The sequence below is a fragment of the Streptomyces sp. TAA204 genome, assembly GCF_000424965.1.
This window is the reverse complement of sequence record NZ_AUKW01000001.1, coordinates 196,106-221,437: the sequence shown is the minus strand read 5'-3', so window position 1 is coordinate 221,437 and position 25,332 is coordinate 196,106. Positions and strand designations below refer to the sequence as shown.

Here is a 25,332-nt window from a genome sequence, read left to right as displayed (position 1 = left end):
GTGTCAGCCGACGGTACGGACCGCCTGTGCGGGCTGGCGGGCGAGCAGGGTCTCCATGACGCCGTGCTCGTTGGGATAGTCCATCGGCACGATGCCCAGACCGTGCCAGGAGGAGGCCTCCGCAGAGGAGAGCAGGTCGCGCACGCGGGGGTTGAGCCGGTCGGCGTTGGAGCGGGGCGGAAGCAGGGCCGCCGTGCTGACGTAGTTGACGTACAGCTTGCCCGGTTCGGCGACCGCCTTGCGGAAGTGGTCCTCGATCAGCGGGTACTTGGCCTCCGGTTCCGTCATGTAGGAGTCCTGGATGTCGAAGAGCCCCGCGTCGCCGTACCGCACCCCCGGCAGCCCGTCGGAGTCGCCGAGCAGGACCACCTTGCCGCGCGCCTCGCCCAGCGCGGGCAGGGCGGAGCCGAGACGGAAGAGGGAGCGCCAGCCCCGTCCGTCCAGATAGTCCTCGAAGACGGCGCGGAAGGCTTCGGAACTCTCCTGCGAGTATTCCTGCTTCACCCGCATCAGGACCGTCTCGGAGGGCTCGGCCGCGAGGAAGTCACGGCAACTGCTCAGGACGTCGTCGAAGTTGAGGTGCTGGTAGCTGGCGCCGTGGTGGATGGTGAAGGAGCCCTCGAAGAGCCGGCAGCGGATGTCGAGGAAACGGTGGCCGCCGGCGAGCTGCTCCGCGATGCCGGTGTTCTGGCACTCGGTCCACGGACCGCCGTGCAGCGCACCGGAGTTGTGGGTGCCAGGGATCGTCAGCTCGCGCAGGGCGGTGCCGTCCGGGAGCTGTGCCATCCACGACGCGGGGGAGGGCGCCGCCGCGCCGGACGCCGCGCTCGCCCGGCCCGATGAGGCGCCGCTCAGCAGTGCGGTGGCCGAAAGAGCGGTCACGGACTGGAGGAAGTACCGGCGTCTTATGGTCATGCTCAAGACAAGCACGGATCGCCGCGTCGCCACAGAGGGCCTCGCGAACGCCCGCTCGCGCAGCGCAGCGTGGCGTCATCCGTCACCGCCGTCGACGGGCGGGAAGTGCCCGTCGGCGGCGCCCGGGAACAGGCACAGCAGCGGGCGCCGCGCCTCAGCCGGCGAAGCCGGGAGCCCCGTCGGCCGCGGGGGTCACGGCTTCCGGCCGATGCCGCAGATGGCGTCCACCTGCTCCGTGCCGTCGTCGGGATCGGCGAACTCCGGGCGCCAGTTGGACGTGGTGACCACGCCGGGCTCCAGCAGTTCCAGACCGTCGAAGAAGCGCGCGATGCGTTCGGGGCTGCGCAGGTGGTAGGAGCTCGCTGAGTTGTCGTTGTAGACGGCGATGGCCTGGTTGAGTGCCTCGTCGGTGTCGGTGCCGTCGCTCAGCACGAGGTAACTGCCGGAGGGCAGGGGCTCCATGAGCCGCGCGACGATCGAGGACGGATCGTCGGAGTCGGGGAGCTGGCCCAGCGTCCCCAGCAGCGTCAGCGCCACCGGCTTGCTGAAGTCGAGGGTCCCGGCGGCCTGTCGGAGGATGTTCGCCGGGTCGCGCACGTCCGCGTCGATGTAGGCGCAGGCGCCCTGCGGGCTGCTGGTGAGCAAGGCATGGGCGTGCACGAGCACCAGCGGGTCGTTGTCGACGTAGACGATGCGGGAGTCCGGCGCGACGCGCTGCGCGACCTCGTGCGTGTTGTCCACGGTCGGCAACCCCGTGCCGACGTCCAGGAACTGGCGGATTCCGGCCTCGGCGGCGAGGCAGCGGACCGCGCGTGCGAGGAAGTACCGCTGGAGACGGGCGAGCCGGGCGATTCCGGGGAACGTCTCGAGGATCATCTCCCCGGCCGCGCGGTCGGCCCGGTAGTTGTCCCGGCCGCCCAGCAGGTAGTTCCACACACGTGCCGAATGGGGTCTGTCCGCCTGGATCTTCTCGGCGAACTGAGGGTCCTCGGGAGTGTCCATGGGGTCAGCATCACACGGGGCACCGGGGGGTGTTGAGAGCGGGGACGCTGATCCCCAAGAGCGTGCGTCCCTCCGGCCGTCCCTCGCACGGGTGATCCAGGAGCGGGGGGCGCGGCCCGATCGGCGTGGTGGCGGGGGCGTTCGCTGATTCCGGAGCGCGGACCTGACTGGCGTCGCGAGGTCGTGCGGGCCAGGCTGACCCCCATGAGCATCGCGTTCCTCTTCCCCGGCCGCGGTTCGCAGCGCCCCGGCATGCTGCACCGGCTGCCCGACACCGCGGCGTCCGCGACCGTGCTGGCGGACGCGGACCGGGCGCTGCGCCGGCTCGCCGCCCGTCCCGGGGCCGCTGGGGCGCCTGCCGAGGCGAGCAGGGAGTACGCGGACGGCATCGTCGAACTGGACACGGCGGAGGCGCTGGAGAAGTCCCCGGTCGCCTGCCATGTGGCACTGCTCGTCGCGGGGGTGGCCGGGGCCCGCGCCCTGATCGAGGACGAGGAGGTACGGCCCGCTCTCGTCGCCGGTCACGACGTCGGCGGGTACGCCGCGGCCGTACTCGCCGAGGTGCTCACTCTCGACGAGGCGCTCGCCGCCGTCCGGCTCCGCGGTGAACTGCTGGAGGGTGGGCAGGAGCCTGAGGGCGACGTCGCGATCCGGCTCGCGCAGCATCTGGCGACCATCAAGAGGCGCCCGCAGGCAGTGCCGTACGTCGGCACGCTGCAGGGCCGCAATCTGCGCGGCGACACCAACGCGGTCTTCGACGACCTCGCCCGGTCCGTGGCGCGTCCCGCCCAGTGGGCGCGGACGGTCTCGACGCTGACCGCCTCAGGAGCCGTGTGCTGTGTGGAACTGCCGCCCGGCCGGGTGCTGACGGCACAGCTGACGGCCGAAGTGCCGGACGTGCGCGCCGTGTCCGTGGAGGAGCACGGCATCGCCGGGGCGGCGGACGAGGCCCGCGCGGCGTCCTCCGGCTCGTAGGAGGGGAGAGGAGAAGGGGAGCGGCGGCTGTCCGTCCGCCGCCCGCGGGTCACAAAGCACGGGCGTAGCAGCGGCTTTCGGGCTCGAATCGGTAGAGGCCGAACTTCTCGGCGGGGGAGTAGCCGCTGGAGACGTAGAGCGCGATCGCCTCGGGCTGCTGCGTCCCGGTCTCCAGCACCATCCGCGAACGTCCGGCGGCGCGGGCGTCCTTCTCCAGCTCGGCGAGGATGCGCCGGGCCAGCCCGCGCCCCCGTGCCTCACGGACCACGAACATGCGCTTGATCTCGGCGTCCCCGTCCGCGTAGCCCTCGTCGCTGCGGTCCTGGCTGCGCCAGCCGCCGGTGGCGACGGGGATGTCCTCCTCGTCGTAGGCCATCAGGTAGAGACCGTGGGGCGGTTCGAACATCGAAGGGTCGAGCGGGGTGACGTCACCCTCGTCGCCGTAGCGCTCCGCGTACTCCTGCTGTACGGCGTCGTTGAGCTTCATGGCATCGGGGTGGTCGTACCGCACACGAACGATTCGCATGCCCGCATCGTATGGTGACCTGGATGCTGAAGGTGACGACGGTCAACGTGAACGGGCTGCGGGCCGCGGCCAAGAAGGGCTACCGGGAGTGGCTGGCGGCCACCGACGCGGACGTGGTGTGCCTCCAGGAGGTACGGGCCGAGCCGCACCAGCTCCCCGACGACGTACGGGCACCCGAGGGCTGGCACACGCTGTACGCACCGTCCGCCGACAAGGGCCGGGCGGGCGTGGCCGTACTCACGCGGCGCGAACCGGACGAGGCGCGGACCGGCTTCGGAGCGGCGGAGTTCGAGGACTCGGGTCGCTACGCCGAGGTGGACCTGCCCGGAGTGACCGTCGCCAGCCTGTATCTGCCCTCGGGCGACGTCGGCACCGAACGGCAGGCGCAGAAGGAGCGCTTCATGGCGGCGTTCCTGCCCTACCTGCGGGCGCTGCGCGAGCGTGCGGCGGCAGACGGCCGCGAGGTGCTGGTGTGCGGTGACTGGAACATCGCCCACCAGGAGGCGGATCTGAAGAACTGGCGTGCCAACCGCAAGTCGTCCGGCTTCCTGCCGGAGGAGCGGGAGTGGCTCTCCCGCGTCTTCGACGCCTCCGACGGCGGCTACACGGACGTCGTACGGGAACTGCACCCGGACGTCGCCGGGCCGTACTCGTGGTGGTCCTACCGCGGCCGGGCCTTCGACAACGACGCGGGCTGGCGCATCGACTGCGTGGCGGCGACGCCGGGTCTGGCGGGGCGGGCGGTCAAGGCCGTGGTCGAGCGGGCGGTCAGCCACGACCTCCGCTGGAGCGATCACGCGCCGGTGACAGTGGACTTCGCCCGTTAGGCCCGTGGGCGGGCCGGACGCCTGACGGATAGCGTGCCCTTCCGTGGCTGCCGTTCCCGCGCGGCCGGACTTTCGCGGATTGCGGGGGCGCGGCGTCGCGGGCTCGCGGCTTCGCCGCAGGGCGACCGCCCACAGTGCGTGCCGTACCACGGCGGTGCGTGCTCCTCACCGGCCACCGGGCGTGGCCGCCGGATGCGGGAGAGACATGGCGCAACGACCCCTGACCTTCGTCGTCGGCACCGGACGGTGCGGTTCGACCGCCCTCTCGCAGGTGCTGCGCCTGCATCCGGACGTCCTCAGCCTGAGCGAGCTGATCGCCTCCGTCGAGCCCGGCGCACTGCCCGAAGAGCCCCTGACGGGGGCGGAGTTCTGGTCGCTGCTCTCCTCCCCCCGTACGTTCGCCGACCGGATGACCCGCGAGGGCACGCCGCTGCCGGAGCACCTCTATCCGCGCGTGCCGGGGGGCCGTTTCAGCACGGCGGAGGGCATACCCGCCATCTCGCTGACCACACTGCCGCACCTCTCCGACACCCCCGACGCGCTGTACGACGAGTTGGAGCCCGTGCTCTCTGTAAGGGAGAGGGCGCCGGTGGCCGTGCACTACCGTGCGCTGTTCGAGGTGCTCTCGGAGCGGTTCGGCACCAGGGTGGTCGTGGAGCGGTCGGGGTTCTCTCTGCGCTCGGTGCCGCGGCTGCGGGCCGTCTTCCCCGATGCACGCTTCGTCCACCTCCACCGCTCGGGCCCCGACTGCGCGCTGTCCATGAGCCGCCATGCCGGTTTCCGGCTGGTGCAGGTCGCGGCGCGCGCCGCCGCAGGCGAACGGGATCTGCCGGGCGACCTGGGGCAGTTGCTCGCGGACGACACCTTCGACCTGCGAGGCACGCTGGACGTGCCGGTGCCCGTGGAGCGGTTCGGCGACCTGTGGAGCGGGATGATCACCGAGGGTCTGGCCGTGCTGGAGGAGGTCCCGGCCGGGCTGCGTACGTCCCTGTCGTACGAGGACCTCCTCGAGAACCCGGAGGGCGAACTGACCGCACTGGCACGGCACATCGGAGTACGGCCCCGCACCGGCTGGCTGACGGCGGCGGGACGGCTGCTCGACGGCGCCCGCAGCGGTGCCGCCGGGACGCTGCCGCGGGACGAACTGGCCCGCCTGCGGGCCGCCTGCGCCCCGGGCACGGCCGCACTGGGCCGGGACGCCGATTGAGCAGGCCGGCCTGCGGGCGGTCGCGAATGCGTCAGCACGCTCCTGGCGCCCGTCTGCTCTGGGTGCTGCCGCCCCAGGAAGTGCGGCGGGCTCCGGCCGTCCGCGACGGGGAGACACGGGCAGCCGCAGGCCGGACCCCCGCCCGGTGCCCGGCAACAGGCGAGTGCCTGTGGCCGTCTCACCGCACGGGCCGGATCACCTGATCCGGTCCGCCGATCCACACCTCTTCCCCGCCCAGCCCCACCGTCAGGCCGAACGTATGGGGCTCCGGCCTGCCGAGGCCGACATACTCGCGGTGCGCCGCCTCGACCTCGGACCACAGGTCGCGCGGCCCGTACTGCCACACCGCAGCATCGGCGTCAGCCATGGCGCCGGAGCCTGCCCGGTCCATCAGCCACACCCGGCACCCGGCCCCGGTCCGGGCGTGAACCAACTTCACCTCCGGCAGCCGTGCTCCGCCGTACAGAGCGAAGCCGAGGGTGAGCAGCGACCGCGGGTCGACTGCCGCCTGCACGGTTCGGGGCGGCTCTTCCTGGTCCACCGAAGGGGCGGGCGGCAGCCGATGTGACCGCATCGGCATGTACGAGGCACCGCCGCGGAAGTGCCCGGCCGCGGTGCCGTCGTCCTGCACGATGAGCTGGACCACGGCGCCGGACCAGAACTCGCGCGCCATCGGCGCCACCAGGATGCCGCCCGGTCTCACCTGAGCCACCAGATCGAGTGGCACATGCCTCAGCGCACAAGTGGCAATCAGCCGGTCGTACGGTGCGGCCTCCGGACAGCCGTGCTCGCCGTCGCCACACACCACCGTTGGCTCATATCCGGCCATCGCGAGCTGTTCCCGCGCCTGTTCCGCCAGCTCCGGGTCCAGCTCCACACTGAACACCTGCCCGTCTCCGAGCCGTTCGCACAGCAGCGCCGCGACGTGGCCGGTTGCGGTACCGATTTCCAGCACCCGGTCTCCGTCGCGGACGTCGAGCAGCCCGAGCATGTGCGCGACCATGGACGGCATGCTGTTCGACGAGGTGGCGACGCCGGGCCCGCCGGCCTTCCCGTCATCCACCTGCGTCACCACGGGCCGATCACTGTGGATCAGCTTCATGCGGTCGCACTCGTGGCGCACCGGCGTGCAGCGCCCCGGGTCCTGCCGCCAGATCCGCGGCGGGATGAACCGTTCCCGCGGCACGGCCTCCCACGCTTTGCGCCCCTCCGGGGTCAGCAGACCGCGCCCGCCCAACAGGCGGACGAGCGCGGCGTGCCCCGGATGGGCTGTGCTGCTCATATCAGACGCCGGCCCCGCTGTGGCCGGGACCGTCGCCGTCGGGTGACGGAGGCTCGGGTGGCGGGGTCCACGGCCTGTCGGACGGCTCGCCACCGTGCTTGCCGCCGTCGGTCTCCACGCAGGTGATCATGCGGTTCCCTCCTCTCGTCGCGCCCTGCTGATGTCAGCCCCGGCAGGGCGCCTCCCCCGGAGGCAGCACCTGTCGCAGCCGGATCCGTGAGGGGCCCCGTCCCGGGACACCCCCCGCGGCCGACGCCGGAGCAGCGATCGTCCGACGGCAGCCACGCGGGACGGACCGCCGTCCCGTGGCCAGGGCACTCCCGTGTCCATGAGCAGGACCATAGGGAGTCCCGGCAGTCACGCGGGGCCGTGATTCCCGAATATTCGCCAGCGGGGCGCGGTGATTCTCAACCTTGCTCACGAGAGGTCGAGTTGCGCCCTCGCCCGGGTGATGAGCCGGTGCGCCCGGGCGCCGTACACCGCCGACGACCTCAGCATTTCCCACACCCGCAGGTACAGGGCGATGTTCTCGGAGTCGTCCAGCCACAGCTCGGCGTGCCAGTCCTCGACGATGACCAGCCGCTCGTCGTAGATCCAGAACCCGTTGGCCGGGGGAATCCTCATCGCAGCGCCGAACGGCACGATGCCGAGACGGACAGTGTCGAGCCCCAGTACCCCGCTGAGCCTGTCCAGTTGGCCGGCCAGCACCTCGGGCGGGCACACGGCGGAGTGCAGAGCCGCCTCCCACAGCACGATGTCGTACGTCCGACCCGGGGTGTATAGGTCTTCCTGCCGTCGCAGACGGGCCCGCACGGCGTCGTCCACGTCCCGTACGGACTGCCGCAGGTCGGTGCAGCGGGTGAAGACGGCGCGGGCGTACTCCGCGGTCTGGAGCATGCCCACCACCATGGAGCCTTGCCACGCCCTCAGCGTGGTCGAGCGCTGGTACTCGGCGGTGAGTGCGTCCTGCACCGGCCGGTGCCCGGCGGCGAGCTGCCGTCGCCAGGACCGCGAGCGGGATTCCAACCCGCTCAGGCGTGAGGTGAGTTCGTCCGCGGCTTCCGGGTGTCCGGTGGCCTCCGCCCACGCCTTCAGGTCCGCGGGCGTCGCGGTCTGGCGACCCGTCTCCAGCTTCGACACCTTCGACTGTGGCCAGCCGATCCTGTCGGCCAGGGCGCGCCCGGTGGTTCCTCCGCGCAGTTCACGCAGTCGTGCGCCGAGGGCCACCCGTGCTCGCTGGAAGTCGGTACTCACACGTGGAAGTTATCGCTGCGCCTGGTCGTCGGGGACGGCGCGATGCCAGGCTGCTTCCTGCACCTACAGCGTGGGACAGCCGTCGTTGCCCGAGCCGGAACCCACCATGCGGATGCGTCGCGACATGCCTTCCCCTCTCGTTGAGCTACCAGGATGCTGCGCACCGTAGCGGTACAGAAGAGCGTGAGGACGGCGCACGGTGACGCGGAATGTCGCCCGAGCCCTGCCGTGCACAGGCGACGGGCCGAAGGGCGAACTACGAGGACGGCTCCGGCGAGGTCACGCCCAGGGTGAACTCCGGGCGCGGACGCAGGTGTTGCGGATGCTCCTCCTCGTCTCAGTAGCCGCTGCGCGCGTTCGCGCGGCGGGGGTAGTAGCGCTCGTCGCCCCGGCGTTCGTATGCCTTCCAGCGCGGCGCGGAGCCGGTGGGGTGGTCGCCGAGGACCGTCACGCGCTGGCCCTTGCGGTACTCCTGGTAGTCGTTGATGGCCTTGTGCTGGGTGGCCCGGTTGTCCCAGATGGCCACCGCGCCCGGCTCCCAGCGGTAGCGGCAGTGGAAGCGCGGGTCCTCGGAGTGCTCGAAGAGGTGTGTGAGCACCGCGTCGCTCTCGTTGCGGCTGAGCTGCGGGATGTGCGAGGTCCACATCCGCGTGACGTACAGCGAGCGCCGTCCGGTCTCCGGGTGCACCCGCACCACGGGGTGTTCGGCGGAGAGCCTGCCCACCTCCGGCGCGTCGAGCACGTGCACGGCGGTGAGTCCGTCGAGCAGTTCACGGAAGGGTTCGGAGAGGGTCTCGTACGCGAGGTACTGGTTGCTCCACATGGTGTCGCCGCCGGCCTCGGGGCAGGTCACGAGATGCAGGATCGAGGCGACGGGCGGGTTCGCGCTGAACGTCACGTCGATGTGCCACTCGTCGGCCTTGCCGCCCTTGTCGGACTCGATGAGGGTCACCTCCGGGTGGCTCTCCAGTTTCGGCAGGAAGGGATGCACCTCGACCTCGCCGAAGCGGCGCCCCAGCGCGACGTGCGCCTCGGGCGTCAGACGGGACTGGCCGGGGATGAAGAGGACCAGATGCCGCAGCAGCAACTCGCGGATCTGCGCGAACAGATCGTCGTCGAGGGCCGTGAGGTCCACGCCGTGCAGCTCGGCGCCGATGGAGCCGGAGACGGGGCGTACCTGTATCTCGTTCTTCTGTGCGGACATGGGGTCCTCCTGGAGCAGTCGGGGGGCAGGTGGGGTGAGCGCGGACGCAGGGACGGTTGGTCGGCGGGACGGTTGCCGCCGGGGACGGGGAGCGGGGGTTCAGGCCGGAGGGACCTTGTGGGCCCGGGGGTCGGGCAGCAGCCCGATCTGGTGCAGACGGTCGAGCAGCGTCAGCGGGCGCGGACCGAGGCCCGCCATGTTGTACGTGATCGTGTGCAGGAGCCGGGGGTTGGCGCCCGTGCAGCGCACCGCACGGCGTCCCAGCAGCCGTCCGGGCAGGGACAGGTCGGTGACCATGCGGGCGGCGTTGTCGCTGGTCCGTGCCGCGTGAGCGAGCACGGGAAGACGTTCGTCCTGGTAGGAGTGCAGGGCGGCGTCGACCTTGGCCGGTGTCAGCCCCTCCGGAGGGGAGCCGGCCGTGGACACCGGCCCTTCCTGCCGTGCGGCGTCCTGACGTTCCACGTCCCGCCGTGCCGCTTCCTGCAGTGGGGCGTCGAGCCGTGCGGCGAGCTGGTCGGCCAGCGCGGCGGCACTGGTGATCGCCGTGTTCATTCCCTGCGCCGCCATGGGATGCACGGCGTACGCCGCCTCACCGACGAGCGCGAGACCCGGTACGGCCAGCCGCTCGGCAAGAAAGCGCGCGACGGGGAACATCTGCCGCGTCCCGGCGGCGGCCCGCACCGCACCGGCGAGCGGTTCGAGGTCGGGCACTTCACTTACCGCCTGCGCGGCCCACCGTGCGGTGGCCTCCCGGTCCAGTCCGCGCAGCTCGTCGCTCCGCGCCTGCACGTACAGCCGGACCCGGCCGCCCGGCAGCGGGTAGACCAGCCGCAGACCACGGTCGGTGAGGTAGGCCGAGAAGTCCCCGGGCTGACGGGACGTGCCCTCCAGCTCGAAGGAGACCAGCCGGTGCGGGTACTCGCTGCGGCTGCCGCCGATGCCCGCGTCCCGGCGCAGCCGGGAGCCGATGCCGTCGGCGGCGACGACGAGCGGGGCGTGGACCGTCCGCTCCCGGCCGCCCTCCTCCAGCCGTACGCCCGCGACCCGTCCGGAGTCGTCGCGCAGCGCCTCCGCGACGCGTACGCCGCGCAGCAGTTCGACGCGCGGGCCGAGCCCGGCCGTCAGCGCGTCGAGGACGGCCAGATGGTCGTGCGCGAGCAACGACCGGTCCCCGTCCGGGAGTTGCCCGTAGTCCAGAGCCATCACCGGTACGCCGTGCGGGTCGCGTACGACCAGCCGCCCCAGCCGTACGGCGGACCGGCCCGTCAGCAGGGCTTCGGTGCCCCATCGGCGCAGCACGCGCAGTGCGCCCGGTTGCAGAACCTCGCCCTTGGCCACGGGACGCCGCGCCCGCTGCTTCTCGGCCACCAGGACCCGCAGCCCGAGCCCGCCCAGGGCGTGCGCGGCGGCGAGACCGCCCGCTCCGGCGCCGCAGACCACTACGTCGTAGCTGTCACTCATGTGCTTCCTTCCCCGCGGGAGCCGCGCCGGGGAGCGGGCCGGGTGCCGTGCCGGGTGCCGCGCCGGAGACCGCCCCGGGCGCCGCGCCGTTCCCGGACATCGCGGAGCGCAGGCGGGCGAGTGCCCGTACGGCCAGGCCGGAGGCGATCGCGTCGTCGGCGTAGCGCAAGCAGCCCCGTACGTACTCGTTGACCGGTGCGCCCTGCCAACTGCCGTCCCCGCACTGCGTGCCGGCCAGCCAGCGGGCAGCCGCCGCGACCTCGTCGCCGTAGGGGTCGGCTCCCGCGGTCAGGAGGGCGTGCAGCGCCCAGGACGTCTCCTCGACGGTGCCGCCCGCGCCCGGTACCTCCGTGCCGCCCGCGCCGGCCGTGCCCTCCGGTTCGTCGTCCCGTCCCGCGGACCACGAGCCGTCCGCGCGCTGCGTGCGCAGCAGTAGCTCCCGTGCACGCCGCGCGGCCGGGCCGCCACCGCTGCCCGCCCGGCACAACGTCTCCAGCACGACGGCCGTACCGGGCACCGGCCCTCGGTACCACTGCACCTCGAACGAGCCGTCCGCGCGCTGCTTCCGGGCAAGCCAGCGCAGTGCCCTGGTCACCCGGCGGTCGGCCGGCGGCACCCCCGCGTCCAGCAGCGTGCGTACCGCCTTCGCCGTCAGATGCGGGCAGGGGCCGAAGCCACCCGGCCTGCTGTCGCGTACGGCCAGGCTCCACGAGCCCGCCGAGTCCTGCATCCGTGTCAGCCATTCCGTACCGCGGCGCGCGTGCTCGTCGTGCGCGCCGCCCGGCAGCCGCAGCAGCGCCGAGCTGACCTCGGCGGTCTCCAGGGACATCGGCCAGCTCGCCGCGCTGGAGAACCCCCAGTAGCCGGCGGGGCAGCCGAGCGCGGCGAACGGCTCCGCGGCCTGCCGTGCGTGGAACATCGCACGCGTCGGCTCCAGCCTCTCGTCTGCGGCGTAGCCGGCCTCCAAGAGCGCCGACACGGCGAAGGCGGACCAGGTCACATCGAGCGGCATCAGATCCCACGAGCCGTCCGGACGTGCCATGGCGCGCAGCCGTCGGGCGGAGGCGCGGGAGATGTCGGGTGCGAGCCCCGACCGGGTGATGCCCAGGGAGATCAGACTCGTCAGCCATGGATCGGTACTGAACTCGCCCGTCGCGCCCTCGCGTTCGTACGCCTCCCGGACGATGCCGAGCGCGGCGGGCCGCAGCATGGCGTTCAGCCGGGCACGCACCGGCCCCTGCGGCCGGTGCGCCGCCTGACCGAGCGCCGTGCTCGCGAAGATCGGCAGACGGAGGCTGAGCAGCCTGCGGGCCGGGCCGCGCAGCAGCAGGAGTTCCAGCGGCAGCCTCGGCAGTGCGGCCGCGTCCCCGGCACCTCCCAGGGCGTCGAACTGTGCGACCAGACGCGTCATCGTCGGCTCGGGCAGCGTCTCGGGCCCGCCGAGCCGGGTGATCAGAGCGGTGCCCGCCCGGACGGCCGAGGCCGCCTCGTCCGGGGCGGTCAGCCGGAGTGCCGCCGTGACGACCGCGGTGGTGAGCAGTTCGGTGGGGACGCCGGCCATCGCCCAGCCGCCGTCGGCGCGTTGGGACGCGCACAGCCGCATCACGCCGCGTGCGATGACGCCGTCCGGGTCGGCGGGGCCTCCGGCCCCGTCCGGGGCGGCGTGGTGGAGCGCGATGAGCGCGGCGGCGGTGTTGGCGGGGGAGAAGCGGTCACCTCCGGGGACGAAGACTCCGTCCTCGTTCTGCCGGGTGAGGAGAGCCTCGGCGCCGGAGGTGACGGCCGCGCCCACCCGTTCGCTCAGGCCGGGACCAGGCATGACGTTCATATCACCTCTCGTGTGGTTCGTCCGGCCCGAGGACCGGTGCCGACGCGGGGGCGGGCACGGCGCCGGTGCGGGCCGGCCCGCCGCTGCCCGTGCCGGTTCCGGTTCCGGTTCCGGTTCCGGTGCCGGTGCCGGTGCCGCGGGAGTCCTCGGGGAACTCGTGCCCGGAGCGCATCCGGGACTGGGCGAGAAGGCTGACGGCGAGCAGCGGCACGAGCACCGCGAGCGCGGGAGGCAGGGTCCAGCTCCCCGCGAGCAACGCCCCGGCCAGCACGAGGCGTTCGGCGACCAGGATCTCGTGCGCCCGCAGCGCCCGCCTGGGCGTCACCGCGGCCGTCCCGTCACGCAGCAGCGGCAGGAACGCGGCGGTGCCGCACCCCGCCGCGCACAGCATCAGCACCCCGGCGCCCGGAAGGCCGGCGGGCAGCAGCGGCAGCGCCGCCAGAGCGGTGAGGAGCGCGGTGGCGTGCAGCAGCGCCGCTGTTCGTACTGCCACGCGCATGCCCCGCCGCACGGGGACGGTCCGGAAGCCGCCCCGCCGGTCGCCCTCGACGTCGCGCAGCGTGCCCACCAGGTTCGAGGCCGTGTCCTGCGCCCAGAACGCCGCGGCGAACGGCAGCACCTGCCACGGCGGCAGCACATTCACGGTCATCGCGCCGAAGACGACGGTGGTGGCCGTCAGCGCGCCCCGTACGGCGTTGCCGGACAGGCCGCGCCCCTTGAGCAGGTTGCTGTAGGCGACGATGCCCAGCATCGCGGCGGCAACGAGCAGCACGGCACGCCAGTTGGCCAGTGCGGCCGCCGACGCCGCGGCGACGGCGCACAGGACCCCGCACACCAGGGCTGTGCGCGGGCTCAACCGCCCGGACGGCAGGGGGCGTTGGGGCTTCGCTACTGCGTCCAGGTCACGGTCGGAGAAGTCGCCGAGGTAGTGGCCGCTGATCCAGCCGAGCGTCGGGGCCGCCCACGCCACCAGCAGCCGTCCGACCGTGGGGTTCCCGTCCGCGTGGCCGCTGCTCAGTGCCGCACCGGTCAGGCCCACCAGCCCGGGATAGGCCAGGGTGTAGGGGCGCCACGTCTCCAGATGGGCACGCCAGGCCCCGCCGCGCCGGTCCCCGGACTCCGCGGTCCCGCCCGCGTCCGCGTCTCTGACCTCGCCCGTGCCCGTGCCCGCGTGCGGGTCCGCGCCCTCGCGCCCACCGGTGGCGGCCGTCCTGACCGTGCCTGTGTTCCCCATCGTTCGCCTTCCCTCACCGGTCCCGGTCCACGGACCGCCGCGCCACGCCCGCGAGCACGTCGCGCGACCGTGAAGGGGGAAGTTCCGCCAGGCACGCCTCCGCGGACGCGGCTTCACCGCGGGCTCTCTCCCGCGCCGCCTTCAGCGCCCCGGTGGTCTCCAGCAACTCCCGTACGGTCTCGTGTGCTTCGGCGGCGGGCGTGCCGGGGAGCAGTGCCGCCTCCAGACGCCGGCGGCCCGCGGGCCCCGCGAGCCGGTGAGCCATCAGCACCGGGAAGGTGGGCCTGCCGTTGGCGACGTCGCTGAGGGCGGACTTGCCGCTGGCGGTGACGTCACTGGTGTGGGGCAGCAGATCGTCGGCCATCTGGTACGCGAGCCCGAGGTGCTCGGCGAAACCCGTGGCGGCGCGCTCCTGTTGAGCGGTGCCGCCGCCCAGCAGCACGCCGGTGCCGCAGGCACCGCGGAACAGCGCGCCCGTCTTGAGGGCGATCATCCGCAGATAGCGGTCCATCCCGCACCCCGCGTCGCCGCACAATTCCGCCTCCAGCGCTTCGCCTCGGCACAGGTCGACACCTGCCCGCGACACGCAGCGCACGGCGGCAAGCAGCCGCTCGGCCGGCAGATCCGTCTCCTCCGCGACCGCGGCGAACGCCCCGATGATCAGGGAGTCCCCGGCCACTATGGCCTCCGGCGTCCCGTAACGGGCGGTCACGGTGGGCCGTCCGCGCCGGACCGCGTCCCCGTCGATGACGTCGTCGTGGACGAGCGAGCCGACGTGCAGGTATTCCAGTCCGAGCGCGGCTGCCAGCACCTTCTCGGGATCGCCGCCCACGGCGGACGCCGACTCGACGACCAGCAGCGGGCGCAGCAGCTTTCCCGGCGGGAGCAGAGCGTGGCGGGAGACGCCGTCCACGTCGGGCAGTTCGTCCGGCCAGCGGCGGCCCAGCTCCCGCAGCAGCAGCGTGAGAGTGGGCCCCGCGCCGGGTGGTGCTTCCGGGAGGCCGGCGGGGACCGGGTGGTCCCGGGTCGTCGAGTCGGGGGGTGTCATGGGGGCCATCACTTCCGGGACGGCGGTGGGGCCGCCGTCCGTCTGCTTGTGCCTGGCTGCCTGGGTTGCGGCTGCCCGGTTCGCGGACGCCTCTTCGCGTCCGCCGTGTGTTCCGTTCCCCCGTAAGCCGTGTCGCGCGTCGTGTCAGCCGCAGGTCTGGGGCTGTCCGCCTCCGCGCTCACCGCCCCCGCCACGGCGGCGGTGCCGGGCGGCGATGCCCGGAAGCCGGCGGGGAGTCGAGCGGCCCGGACCGGACGCCCCGGCGGGCGGCGAAGCACGGCAGGGGCCGCGGGCCGGCGCCGTCATGGTCCGCTTCCCCGGTCGCGGAACGCGGCGGCCAGCTCCGCGAAGTCGTCGTTCGCCTCGCGTTCGGCGATGGTCACGCGGATGCCTTCGCCGGGCTTTCCGCACACCAGCACGCCGTGGTCGGCGCAGTGCTGCGTGAACTCCTCCACGCCCTCGGCCAGCGGCAGCCAGAGGAAGTTGGCCTGACTGGGCGTCACCGTCCAGCCCTGCGTCAGCAGCAGCTCCCGCAGCCGTTCCCGCTCCGCGGCGGTGACGTCCCGGCGGCGCCTGATCTCCGTCTCCTCGGACAGCGCCACGGCTGCCGCGGCCTGCGCGGTGTTGCTGACGCGGACGAACAACTGCAGGGCGCGCAGCGGTTCGAGGGTTCTCTCGTGCCCGATCAGATAGCCCACGCGCTGGCTGAGCAGCCCGTAGGACTTGGAGAACGTGCGTACCACGCAGACGCGTTCGTCGTTCCGGTACAGCTCGATGCCTTCGGCGACCGCGTCAGTGTCGGCGAAGTCCCGGTAGGCCTCGTCGATGACGACCACCACGTCGGGCGGCAGCCGGTCCAGGAACCGCTGCACGTCGCTGTGCCGTACGGCCGTACCCGTGGGGTTGTTCGGGTTGCACAGCAGCACCATGCGGGTCCGCCGGGTGACGGCACCGGCCATCGCGTCGAGGTCGTGGGTCTCCTCGCGCAGCGGTACACGCACGGTTGCGGAACCCGCGTTGGCCGCCATCATCGGGTACGCCTCCCAGGAGGGCCAGGCGTGCACGGTCTCGGAGTCCGGCCCCGTCAGGGTGCTGAACAGGTGCTGGAGCAGCACGGCGGAACCGGGTCCGACGAGGACGTCACCGGTGGGCACCCCGTAGTGCTTGGCGATCTCGCCCGCCAGGCCCGTGGCAAGCGCGTCGAGCGTGCGGTGCGACTCCTCGGCCGCTTCGCGGATGGCCCGCAGCACACCCGGGGTCGGCGGGAAGAATGTCTCGTTCAGAGACATCTGGTGCTGGACCGGGGTGGGACCGGCCATCGGCTGCATTCTGTTCCAGCCGTCTTCTTCGTGCACTTTCCGTCCAATCCGCAGAGGATCATCGGAGGAATTCCACCGGTCCGTCCCGGCCGGGCGACGGAGAACACCGGAGTACCGGTTGCCGACCGAATGAGCGTCGCGAAGGCCGTGCATGATTCTGATGAGGGACGGCGCGCTCGTCAACCGTTCCATTTCCGGTACGCGTTACGGGGATATGCGGTGGCCGCGCGCATGTGCGGGTGTGGTGCCCGGCGCAGCGGCCGCGCCCGGTCCGGGTACGGCCGGACCTGTCGTCCCTGGTGAGAACGGCTGCGGGGTGCCCGCCGCGCACGCCGTCCCGTTCGCGCGGCACTCCGTTCTGTCCGCGGAACGTCCCGGTCGAGGCGCCGCCGGACGGGCCGGTCCCGCCGGCCCGGACACGGGGGAATGCTGTGGTTCTGCTGTCCGTTCCGGTCGTGTGTCCGGAATGTGGCGCCGGGATGAGGCGGCACGGTACGCGAATGATGTTCTTTTTCCGTGCCGTCCGGATGAATTCCCGCTGCCCGGGGCCGCCGTGGCGTTCGTCTGCGGTGGCGGAATGCCGCCGGATTCTTCCGTCCTGTATTGCACCCGTGTTTCTCGTTCTGTGCGTGAGTGCGGCAATGCGGGCGGTGCGGCACGCTCCAGCGCCCTCCCGCGGTCCGGCGGGCGGAACGGTGTCCACGGTGGGGCGCACGCCCGTTGCCCGGACGGGGCCCGAACGGGCCCGTTCCCGCCCGAGGAGTGCCCGGCAACGCCCGTACAGCGCAACCGGCAACCCCGTATTCCGGATCGCGGCTCGGTGAGGAGGAGGGCAGAATTTGACGGCGCCCGGCGCCCGGCGCCCCGGTCGCCGCCCCGCGCCGGCGACGCGAGTGACCCGGGGTCAGGCCCCGCCCGGGGTGCCGGGCTCCGGGCCGTCCCCGTCCCCGTTGCCGCCGCCCGCCCGGCCGCCGTCGTCCATCCACTGCTCGATCTCCGCCCGTACGCGGCGGTCCAGCGCCAGCCCCAGCTCCGCCTCGACGACCTGCTTGGCGAGGGGACGGAGCTGGGTCAGCAGGTCGTTGAGGCATTCGGCGTCGAGCCCGTCGGGGGCGGCGGCCTGTGCCCCGGGCAGCAGGTGGGTGCGGAAGAGGTCGGTGAAGACGTCCGCGACCGCTTCGCTGTGCGCGCGCAGCTCCCGTCCGGCGTCCAGCACCGCGGCGAGAGGGATGCCCTTCTTCACCAACTCCGAGGAGGCGTCCAGGAGTCGGCGGCTGACGTGTACGAACTCGTCGCCGTCCACGGCGATGTATCCGATGTCCAGGGACGCGGCGAGGTTCTCGACGGTGACCTCGCCCTGGTAGTGGTCGGCCAGTTCCTCGGGCGTCAGCCGGATCGGCGTCTCCTCCGCGAACAGCGCGCTGATCAGAGGTGATTCGAGGCCGAGCAGTTCGGCCGTCCCGTGCGAGTCGCGTCCGCTCTCGAACGCCCCGAGCAGATCGGCGATCCCGCCCAGTGTGTGACCGCGGGCGAGGAGGCCGGAGATGGTGCGCAGCCGGGCCAGGTGGTGCTCGTCGTACCAGGCGATACGGCCCTCGCGGCGCGGCGGAGGCAGGAGTTTGCGTTCGCGGTAGAAGCGGAGGGTGCGGGTGGTGATCCCGGCGAGCTCGGCCAGTTCGGAAGTGCGGAACTCGCGCTTCTCCGCTTCGGGTACGGCGCCCTCACCGGGGCCGCCCCCGGTGTCGGAGTGACCGGTGCCGCCCGCGCCGTCCGGTTCCGTGCTCTGTGCTCGCTCTCCGTCGTCGGTCACCTTGGCAGCTTAACCAGGGGAATCGGCCGTACCGGCCGTGCGTACGCGTGCGGACGGGGGCCCCGGATGCCCGGCCGGTGGTGCAACCGGCGGTAACTTCCGGCGTCCGCCCCCTACCCATCGGTATCTCTCTGCTCTAGGCTCCAATCGTGCCAGTGATTACTGGCGCGATAGAACGCCGGCAGAGAAGACCTCGGGAGGCGGCGCATGGCGGCCGAGCGCGAGCACGAGCACGTACGGGTGGCGGTGATCGGATCCGGATTCGGCGGCCTGGGGGCCGCCGTGCGGCTGCGCCGCGCCGGAGTGACCGACTTCGTCGTCCTTGAACGCAGGGAGGCGGTCGGCGGCACCTGGCACGACAACACCTATCCGGGGTGCGCGTGCGACGTGCCCTCGCACCTGTACTCCTTCTCCTTCGCGCCCAACCCCGAGTGGCCGCGCAACTTCTCCGGACAGGAGCACATTCGCGCCTACCTGGAGAACGTCGCGGACACCTTCGGGCTGCGGCAGCACATCCGGTTCGACTCCGAGGTCGAACTGATGAGCTGGGACCCCGAGGTGCTGCACTGGAACATCACCGTCAGCCGCGGACGGCAGTTGACCGCCGACTTCGTGGTCAGCGCCACCGGTCCGCTCTCCGACGCGAAGATCCCGGACGTACCCGGCCTGGAGGGTTTCCGCGGCAAGGTCTTCCACACCGCCCGCTGGGACCACGACTACGACCTGCGCGGCAAGCGCGTCGCCGTCATCGGGACGGGCGCCTCCGCGATCCAGGTGGTGCCCGCCATCCAGCCGGAGGTCGAGAGCCTCACCCTCTTCCAGCGCACCCCGGCGTGGGTGATGCCCAGGGCCGACCGCAGGATCACACGCTTCGAGCACGCACTCCACGGCCGAATCCCCGCGACCCGCTATCTGCGGCGTCAACTGCTGTGGGGCATCAGGGAGTTGCAGGTCTCGGCCTTCGCGAAGCACCCGAACGTGCTGGGGCTGGTCGAGAAGCTGGCCTCAGCCCACATGAAACGCGCCGTCAAGGACCCCCTGCTGCGGCGCAAGCTCACACCGGACTACCGCATCGGCTGCAAGCGCATCCTGCTCTCCAACAACTACTATCCGGCGCTCGTCCGGCCGAACGTCGATCTCGTCGCCTCCGGGCTGAAGGAGATACGCGGCAACACCCTCGTCGCCTCCGACGGCACCGAGGCCGAGGTGGACGCCGTCATCTTCGGCACCGGGTTCCACGTCACCGACATGCCGATCGCACAGCGCATCAAGGGCGCGAACGGGACGTCCCTGGCGGAGGAGTGGTCGGACGGCATGGAGGCGCTGCGCGGCTGCTCCGCAAGCGGCTTCCCCAACTTCATGACGGTCATCGGACCCAACACCGGCCTTGGCAACAGCTCGATGATCCTCATGATCGAGGCCCAGCTCAACTACATGACCGACTACGTGAAGAAGCTGGAGACCCTCGGCGGTACGCACGGCAAGGTCGCGCTCGACGCCCGTCCCGAGGCCGTCGACGCCTGGAACGCGCACATCCAGGACCGGATGCGGCGCAGCGTGTGGAACACCGGCTGCGACAGCTGGTACCTGGACGCCAACGGCCGCAACACGACCGTGTGGCCCGGCACCACGGCCGAGTTCAGAAGCGTCACCCGGGAGGTGCGCCTGGAGGAGTACGACGTGATGCGCCGTCCCGCGCCGGGCACGGCCGCCTCCGGCGGCGCGGGTGTGCGGGCCACGGCGGGACGCGGCAGGGCGGCCGCCGCCTTCCACGCGGCGGAGGAGGGCTGATGGCGCGCCTGACAGCGTCCGCGGGCAGGCCCGCCGGACCCTACGACCTGCCGCCCGCGGCAAAGGAGTTGACCGTCACCTCCGCCGGCGGGGCACGGCTGCACGCCGAGGTCCACGGACGTGAGGCGGACCCCGCCGTGGTGCTCGTACACGGCTGGACGTGCCAAGTGGCCTTCTGGGCCCCCGTCATCAGGGAGCTGACGGCGACGGGTCACCGCGTCATCGCGTACGACCAGCGAGGACACGGCCGTACACCCGGTGCGGACGTCCACGCCTACAGCCCGGCCCTGCTCGCCGACGACCTGTGCGCCGTACTGGACGCCACGCTGGAACCCGGCGAACAGGCCGTGCTCGGCGGGCACTCCATGGGCGCGATGACCCTGATCGCCGCCGCCGGACGCACGCAGCTCCGGCAGCGGGCCGCCGCGGTGATGCTGTGCAACACCGGGGCACAGCGGCTGCTGTCCGAGTCGCGCGTGCTGCCGCTGCGTTCGCAGGCCGCGCGCATCCGCGCCCACCGCTTCCTGGTGCGCTCGAAGCTTCCCCTGGGACCGGTCTCACCGCTGACGAAGAAGGCCCTGAAGTACGGAACGATGGGACCGGACGCGACCGCCGAGCAGGTCACGGCCGTCACCCGGATCGTGCACGCCTGCCGCCCGCGCGAGCGCGGGGGCTGGGGAGCGGTGCTGGCCGGGCTCGACATCGCCTCGGGAGTGGCGTCGCTCAGCGCCCCCACAGCCGTGATCACCGGTACGCACGACCGCCTCACACCGCCCGTTCTCGCCCACGAACTCGCGGACGCGCTGCCGTCGTGCACCGCGTTGCACGAACTGCCACGCCGCGGCCACATGACCCCGGTCGAGTGCCCGCAGGAAGTGACCGGGGTGCTGAGGGAGCTCGTACGCGATCACCTCGCCCCCGTGGAGACGGCAACGGCGGGGGCGGAGGAATCCGTGGAGACAGGCCACACACCGCAGCCGCGGTCAGCGCGGTCAGCGCGGACAGCCGACAAGGAGGAGACTTCGTGAGTCGTCGCAGTCTGGACGGACAGGTCGCGGTCGTCACAGGCGCCGCCCGCGGCGTGGGCGAACTGCTGGCGCGCAAGCTGGCGGCGCGCGGCGCGCGGGTCGCCCTGGTCGGCCTGGAGCCGGAGGAGCTGAAGCGGGTCAGCGCGTCGCTGAGCACGGAGACCGCGTGCTGGCACGGTGACGTCACCGACCACGGGGCGATGACGCGGATCGCGTCCGAAGTGCGGGACCACTTCGGCAGGGTGGACATCGTGGTGGCCAACGCGGGCGTGGCCACCGGCGGTCCGTTCACCGACTCCGACCCGGACTCGTGGCGCCGCGTCATCGAGGTCAACCTGATAGGCGGAGCGGTCACGGGCCGCGCATTCCTTCCCGCGCTCATCGACTCCCGCGGCTACTTCCTGCAGATCGCCTCGCTCGCCGCGATCACCCCCGCGCCCATGATGAGCGCCTACTGCTCCTCCAAGTCGGGGGTGGAGGCGTTCGCGCACTGTCTGCGCGCCGAGGTCGGGCACAAGGGCGTACGGGTCGGAGTGGGGTACCTCTCCTGGACCGACACCGACATGGTGCGCGGCGCCGACCAGGACGAGGTGATGCGCGACCTGCGCAAGCGGCTGCCGTGGCCGGCCAACCGCACCTACCCGCTGGGCCCGGCCGTCGACCGCCTCGTCGCCGGGATCGAACGCCGCTCGCACCATGTGTACGGCCAGTGGTGGCTGCGCGGTATGCAGGGCGTCCGCGGATATCTGCCCCCGGTCATCGGACTGGTGGGGCAGCGCGAGATGCGCCGCTTCGAGCCCCGGCTCTCCTCGGCCGGGACCAGCACCGGCCTGGTCGGCGCGGGTGGCGCCGCCGACGAGGGGGAGCGGGCCGCGAAGCGGTGAAGAGCGTGGTGTGACGTCCTCGGGGGGCGCCGCGCCGCGGAGGCGTGCCGGGCCGGAAGCACGGCCGGCCCGGCACGCCCGGTCCACACGACACGAACGATCAACACATCGGTCACGCCCGACCAGGGCACCTCAGCAAGATCCTGATCCGGTCGCGGCCCTTCCGGGAATCCGTCGGGCTGCCCCGGCCGGACCGTTTCCCGCGCCTCGCCCTCCTTCCGCTGACGGGCAGCCGGATTCCGTGACGGGGTTTCGCTCGTACGTGACCGTTCGCCGGCTGACCCGCAGGGCTGTCCGGCGGAGCCGATCGGTGGCGATTCACTGGGTTCTGTTCTGTTTCTCCTGGTATCGCGGGGCGATGCCCCTGGTCCGGCATGTGATGTGTCCCTCATTGCGGCAGTGGAGTCATCCCTCACTTGCGAGACGGCGTCTTTTGGCATGAGCTGACACTCTTCCCGCGGCGTCCCCGCCGTGAGGACCCGTCGGCCGTGTCCCAACCGATCCGAGACCGGAGAACCTCTCGCGTGGCCACCTTCCTCTACAGACTCGGCAGGCTCGCCTTCCGGCGCCGCCGCATCGTCGCCCTCATATGGGTGGCGCTGCTGGTAGCGGCGGGTGCGGGCGCATCCACCGCATCGAATCCGCCCGACGACGACTTCGCGCTGCCCGGTACGGAGGCCCAGCAGGCCTTCGACGTACTGGAGGAGCGCTTCCCCGAGGCGAACGCCGAGGGCGCGAGCGCCCGGATGGTCTTCCGCGCCCCCGGCGGCGAGAAGATCACAGCCACCGACAACAGGGCCGCCGTGAAGGAGGCCGTCGCGGAACTCGGCGGCGGTCAGGCGGCCGGGGTCACCGACCCCTTCTCCCCGCGCAGCGGCGCCGTCAGCAAGGACGGCACGACCGCCTACGCCTCCGTCACCTACGAGGTCCCCGCCGACAAGATCTCCGACGGGACGCGCGAGCAGATCGACTCGGCCGCGAGCCAGGGCCGCGACGCGGGTCTCACGGTCGAGACCGGCGGTGACGCGCTGTTCGCACAGCCCGAAGTGGGCAACGGCGAGGTCTTCGGCATCGCCGTCGCGGCCGTCGTACTCGTGTTGACCTTCGGCTCGCTGGTCGCCGCCGGGCTGCCGCTCGTCACGGCGCTCATCGGTGTGATGATCGGCATCTCGGGCATCGCCGCGCTGGGAGCCACCCTCGGCCTCTCGGCCAACACCTCCACGCTGGCCATGATGATCGGCCTCGCGGTCGGCATCGACTACGCCCTCTTCATCGCCTCCCGCTACCGGGCCGAACTCGCCGAGGGCCGCGAGCGCGAGGAGGCGGTCGGCCGGGCCGTCGGCACGGCCGGCTCCGCGGTGGTCTTCGCCGGACTGACCGTGGTGATCGCGCTGGCCGGACTCGCCGTGGTCGACATCCCGCTGTTGACCAAGATGGGCTTCGCCGCCGCCGGCACGGTCGTCATCGCCGTCCTCGTCGCGATCACCCTGGTCCCGGCGGCGCTCGCGATCGTGGGCAAGCGCATCTACGGACGCAAGGTCCGCAAGGCCAACCCGGCCACCGGCGTACCGGACGCGCACGCTCCCGGGGCGAGGCCCGGCGCGGGTGAGCGCTGGGCGGGCTTCGTGCTGCGACGTCCCCTGATGGTGCTCGCGGTGGGCGTGCTGGGGCTCGGCACCCTCGCGGTGCCCGTGGCGAGCATGGAGCTGGGGCTGCCCGACGAGGGCAACCAGCCTCCGCACACCACGCAGCGCAAGGCCTACGACATGCTCTCCGAGGGCTTCGGGCCCGGATTCAACGGGCCCTTGATGATCGTCGTCGACGCACGCGGGAGCGACGACCCGAAGGCGGCGGCCAAGGAGGTCTCCGAGCGGGTCGCCGGGACGGACGGCGTCGTGGCCGTCGCGCCCGCCGTCTTCAACAAGGGCGGAGACACGGCGACCCTCACGGCCATCCCGGAGTCCGGTCCGGGCAGCGCCGCGACGGAGGAGCTCGTGCGCGAGATCCGGGCCGAGGCGGGCGACGTACGGTCCGCCACGGGGGCCGGTCTGCTGGTCACCGGTGCCACCGCCGTCGCGGTCGACTTCTCACAGGTGATGAACGACGCGCTGGTGCCCTACCTGTCACTCGTGGTCGGTCTGGCCTTCGTGCTGCTGATGCTGGTCTTCCGCTCGGTGCTGGTTCCGCTCAAGGCGGCGGCGGGCTTCCTGCTGTCGGTGCTGGCCGCTCTGGGCTCGGTCGTGGCGGTCTTCCAGTGGGGCTGGCTCGCGGACGTGATCGGCGTGGAACAGACGGGGCCGATCATGAGCATGATGCCGATCTTCATGGTCGGGGTGATCTTCGGTCTCGCGATGGACTACGAGGTCTTCCTGGTGACGCGCATGCGCGAGGCGTACGTGCACGGGGAAGGGCCGGGCCAGGCGATCGTCTCCGGCTTCAAGCTGGGAGCGAGAGTGGTGATGGCCGCGGCCGTCATCATGATCAGCGTCTTCGCGGGCTTCATCGGCGCCTCGGAATCCATGATCAAGATGATGGGCTTCGGGCTCGCCGTCGCGATCCTCTTCGACGCGCTCGTCGTCCGTATGGCGATCGTTCCCGCGGTGCTGGCTCTGCTGGGCCGGAAGGCCTGGTGGCTGCCGGGCCGCCTGGACCGGCTGCTGCCCAACGTCGACGTGGAGGGTGAGCGGCTGCGGCGCCAGCTGGAGCCGGATGAGGACGGCGCACGCGGCGCGGAGGGCGGAGAGGGGGCTCCCCGTCTCCCGCATCAGCGGGATCATGAGCCGAGCAACGTGTAGTACGTGACGAGACGGTCCGTGCCGCTCCCTCCCCCGGGCGGGGCGGCGCGGGCTGTGGGAGCAGGGGCGGACCGGCGCTGCGGCGCGGGTCCGCTCTTCGCTTGTGTGCGGACCGCGAGCGGGCGGTCGCATGCGGACGGTCACATGCGGACGGTCACATGTGGGGCGTCCTGGTGCTGTCCGGGCTCCGCGGAACCGGGCGTCGGCGTGCTGGGCGTCCTCGTGCCGGGTGTAGGTGTGCCGGGTGTCCGCGCGCGGACACGGACTCCCCGGCCGCCCGGTCTCCGCCTGTGCGGGGTCAGACGCCGCGCAGCAGGGCGGCCAGGCCGTTGTCGAGGTCCAGTTCGCTGTGTTCGCGGCCGGCCGGGACCGCGTCGTAGGAGCGGAGCAGGAAGCGGCGCAGGTCCGCACTGTCGAACTCCACGACGGCGACGCCTTCCTGGGAGAGCAGTTCGACGACGGTACGGGTGCCGCTGCGCGGCCACACGTGCACGTCGCCCTCGCCCGCCGGTTCGCGCAGTCCCGCGTCCAGCAGTTCACGGGCGAACGCCCACGGCACCTCCGTCCCGTCCAGGGAGGCGTCAGCGGGGAAGACGAGCCGTACGGCCAGCGGATCGGACTCGTCGTAGCGGAGTGCGGCGTGGAAAGAACGGGCGGCCGGCGGCTCTGCGATCAGCAGTGCCTCAACTGATTGATCGAAGACTGCGGACATCGTCTGCTCCTGTCGTTGTCGGGGCGGGCGTAGCCGCTCTGACTGTGTTGCCCCTTCCTGGTGTCAGACGCACGAAGAGGCAAAGAGTCACTGACGGAACGGGGTGAGGTATGCCACAGGTTTCCACCAATGACGGATGAACACCCGCCGCATGCCCGTCCATTCCGGCCAGGGAGGCGCTCTTGCAATCACTTTGCAGGTAGCCCCTATCATCAAACGGTTGTGCAGTG

At 72.2% G+C, this 25,332-nt stretch carries 21 protein-coding genes; 7 read left to right on the top strand and 14 right to left on the bottom strand.

Features of this window, described 5'->3' with window-relative positions:
- Window positions 1-3 precede the first annotated feature (3 nt).
- Together H343_RS0100950 and H343_RS0100945 are read right to left on the bottom strand one after the other, a co-directional pair.
- Window positions 4-915 carry a phosphatidylinositol-specific phospholipase C gene (locus H343_RS0100950; protein WP_051264426.1) on the bottom strand — a complete coding sequence of 304 codons (912 nt, stop codon included), beginning with the start codon at window positions 913-915 and terminating at the stop codon, window positions 4-6.
- Window positions 916-1,107: 192 nt separating this feature from the next.
- Window positions 1,108-1,917, bottom strand: a complete 810-nt coding sequence (locus tag H343_RS0100945) for an SAM-dependent methyltransferase (RefSeq protein ID WP_028429608.1) — start codon at window positions 1,915-1,917, stop codon at window positions 1,108-1,110.
- A 204-nt stretch (window positions 1,918-2,121) separates the two neighbouring features.
- On the opposite strand from H343_RS0100945, the gene H343_RS0100940 reads away from it, so the two are divergent.
- Window positions 2,122-2,892 (top strand): acyltransferase domain-containing protein, encoded by a 771-nt coding sequence (locus tag H343_RS0100940; RefSeq protein WP_028429607.1) that lies wholly within the window; start codon window positions 2,122-2,124, stop codon window positions 2,890-2,892.
- A gap of 49 nt (window positions 2,893-2,941) precedes the next feature.
- Here the strand turns inward: H343_RS0100940 and H343_RS0100935 are convergent, their stop codons facing one another.
- Entirely contained in the window at window positions 2,942-3,418 is a 477-nt protein-coding gene (locus H343_RS0100935) for a GNAT family N-acetyltransferase (RefSeq protein WP_028429606.1), read from the bottom strand.
- Between the two features lie 23 nt (window positions 3,419-3,441).
- Here H343_RS0100935 and H343_RS0100930 point away from each other — a divergent pair, with 23 nt between their 5' ends.
- Window positions 3,442-4,245 carry an exodeoxyribonuclease III gene (locus H343_RS0100930; RefSeq protein WP_028429605.1) on the top strand — a complete coding sequence of 268 codons (804 nt, stop codon included), beginning with the start codon at window positions 3,442-3,444 and terminating at the stop codon, window positions 4,243-4,245.
- 205 nt (window positions 4,246-4,450) lie between these two features.
- Window positions 4,451-5,452: a sulfotransferase family protein gene (locus H343_RS0100925; protein ID WP_028429604.1), complete on the top strand. Its 1,002-nt coding sequence runs from the start codon at window positions 4,451-4,453 to the stop codon at window positions 5,450-5,452.
- 178 nt (window positions 5,453-5,630) lie between these two features.
- Here H343_RS0100925 and H343_RS0100920 read toward each other — a convergent pair whose 3' ends face one another.
- The 10 genes from H343_RS0100920 to H343_RS28140 form a co-directional block, all read right to left on the bottom strand.
- Window positions 5,631-6,734, bottom strand: coding sequence for a methyltransferase domain-containing protein (locus H343_RS0100920; protein WP_028429603.1), 1,104 nt, complete (start codon window positions 6,732-6,734; stop codon window positions 5,631-5,633).
- A gap of 1 nt (window position 6,735) precedes the next feature.
- Entirely contained in the window at window positions 6,736-6,864 is a 129-nt protein-coding gene (locus H343_RS35725; protein ID WP_486586736.1) for a hypothetical protein, read from the bottom strand.
- A 287-nt stretch (window positions 6,865-7,151) separates the two neighbouring features.
- Window positions 7,152-7,988, bottom strand: coding sequence for a Scr1 family TA system antitoxin-like transcriptional regulator (locus tag H343_RS0100910; RefSeq protein ID WP_028429602.1), 837 nt, complete (start codon window positions 7,986-7,988; stop codon window positions 7,152-7,154).
- Window positions 7,989-8,325: 337 nt separating this feature from the next.
- Window positions 8,326-9,192, bottom strand: a complete 867-nt coding sequence (locus H343_RS0100905; RefSeq protein ID WP_028429601.1) for a TauD/TfdA family dioxygenase — start codon at window positions 9,190-9,192, stop codon at window positions 8,326-8,328.
- A 99-nt stretch (window positions 9,193-9,291) separates the two neighbouring features.
- Window positions 9,292-10,653 carry an FAD-dependent oxidoreductase gene (locus tag H343_RS0100900; RefSeq protein WP_028429600.1) on the bottom strand — a complete coding sequence of 454 codons (1,362 nt, stop codon included), beginning with the start codon at window positions 10,651-10,653 and terminating at the stop codon, window positions 9,292-9,294.
- Window positions 10,646-12,472, bottom strand: a complete 1,827-nt coding sequence (locus tag H343_RS28150) for a prenyltransferase/squalene oxidase repeat-containing protein (protein WP_051264495.1) — start codon at window positions 12,470-12,472, stop codon at window positions 10,646-10,648. Before H343_RS28150 ends, H343_RS0100900 begins: the two co-directional genes overlap by 8 nt.
- A gap of 10 nt (window positions 12,473-12,482) precedes the next feature.
- Window positions 12,483-13,715, bottom strand: coding sequence for a UbiA family prenyltransferase (locus H343_RS28145; protein WP_199778844.1), 1,233 nt, complete (start codon window positions 13,713-13,715; stop codon window positions 12,483-12,485).
- 13 nt (window positions 13,716-13,728) lie between these two features.
- Window positions 13,729-14,763: a polyprenyl synthetase family protein gene (locus H343_RS0100885; protein ID WP_028429599.1), complete on the bottom strand. Its 1,035-nt coding sequence runs from the start codon at window positions 14,761-14,763 to the stop codon at window positions 13,729-13,731.
- Between the two features lie 302 nt (window positions 14,764-15,065).
- Window positions 15,066-16,082, bottom strand: a complete 1,017-nt coding sequence (locus tag H343_RS0100880; protein WP_486586735.1) for an aminotransferase class I/II-fold pyridoxal phosphate-dependent enzyme — start codon at window positions 16,080-16,082, stop codon at window positions 15,066-15,068.
- 904 nt (window positions 16,083-16,986) lie between these two features.
- Window positions 16,987-17,892 (bottom strand): MerR family transcriptional regulator, encoded by a 906-nt coding sequence (locus H343_RS28140; protein ID WP_078504900.1) that lies wholly within the window; start codon window positions 17,890-17,892, stop codon window positions 16,987-16,989.
- Between the two features lie 207 nt (window positions 17,893-18,099).
- On the opposite strand from H343_RS28140, the gene H343_RS0100870 reads away from it, so the two are divergent.
- From H343_RS0100870 to H343_RS28135, 4 genes are all read left to right on the top strand, one after another.
- The gene (locus H343_RS0100870) at window positions 18,100-19,683 is read left to right on the top strand and encodes a flavin-containing monooxygenase (RefSeq protein ID WP_028429597.1); all 1,584 of its coding nucleotides are present in this window, start codon (window positions 18,100-18,102) and stop codon (window positions 19,681-19,683) included.
- Entirely contained in the window at window positions 19,683-20,711 is a 1,029-nt protein-coding gene (locus H343_RS0100865; protein ID WP_028429596.1) for an alpha/beta fold hydrolase, read from the top strand. Before H343_RS0100870 ends, H343_RS0100865 begins: the two co-directional genes overlap by 1 nt.
- On the top strand, window positions 20,708-21,595 hold the full coding sequence (locus H343_RS0100860) for an SDR family oxidoreductase (RefSeq protein ID WP_028429595.1): 888 nt from the start codon (window positions 20,708-20,710) through the stop codon (window positions 21,593-21,595). The genes H343_RS0100865 and H343_RS0100860 overlap by 4 nt, the downstream gene beginning before the upstream one ends.
- A 524-nt stretch (window positions 21,596-22,119) precedes the next feature.
- Window positions 22,120-24,390 carry an MMPL family transporter gene (locus H343_RS28135; protein ID WP_051264424.1) on the top strand — a complete coding sequence of 757 codons (2,271 nt, stop codon included), beginning with the start codon at window positions 22,120-22,122 and terminating at the stop codon, window positions 24,388-24,390.
- 298 nt (window positions 24,391-24,688) lie between these two features.
- Here H343_RS28135 and H343_RS0100850 read toward each other — a convergent pair whose 3' ends face one another.
- Window positions 24,689-25,102: an SsgA family sporulation/cell division regulator gene (locus H343_RS0100850; RefSeq protein WP_028429594.1), complete on the bottom strand. Its 414-nt coding sequence runs from the start codon at window positions 25,100-25,102 to the stop codon at window positions 24,689-24,691.
- Window positions 25,103-25,332: the final 230 nt, after the last annotated feature.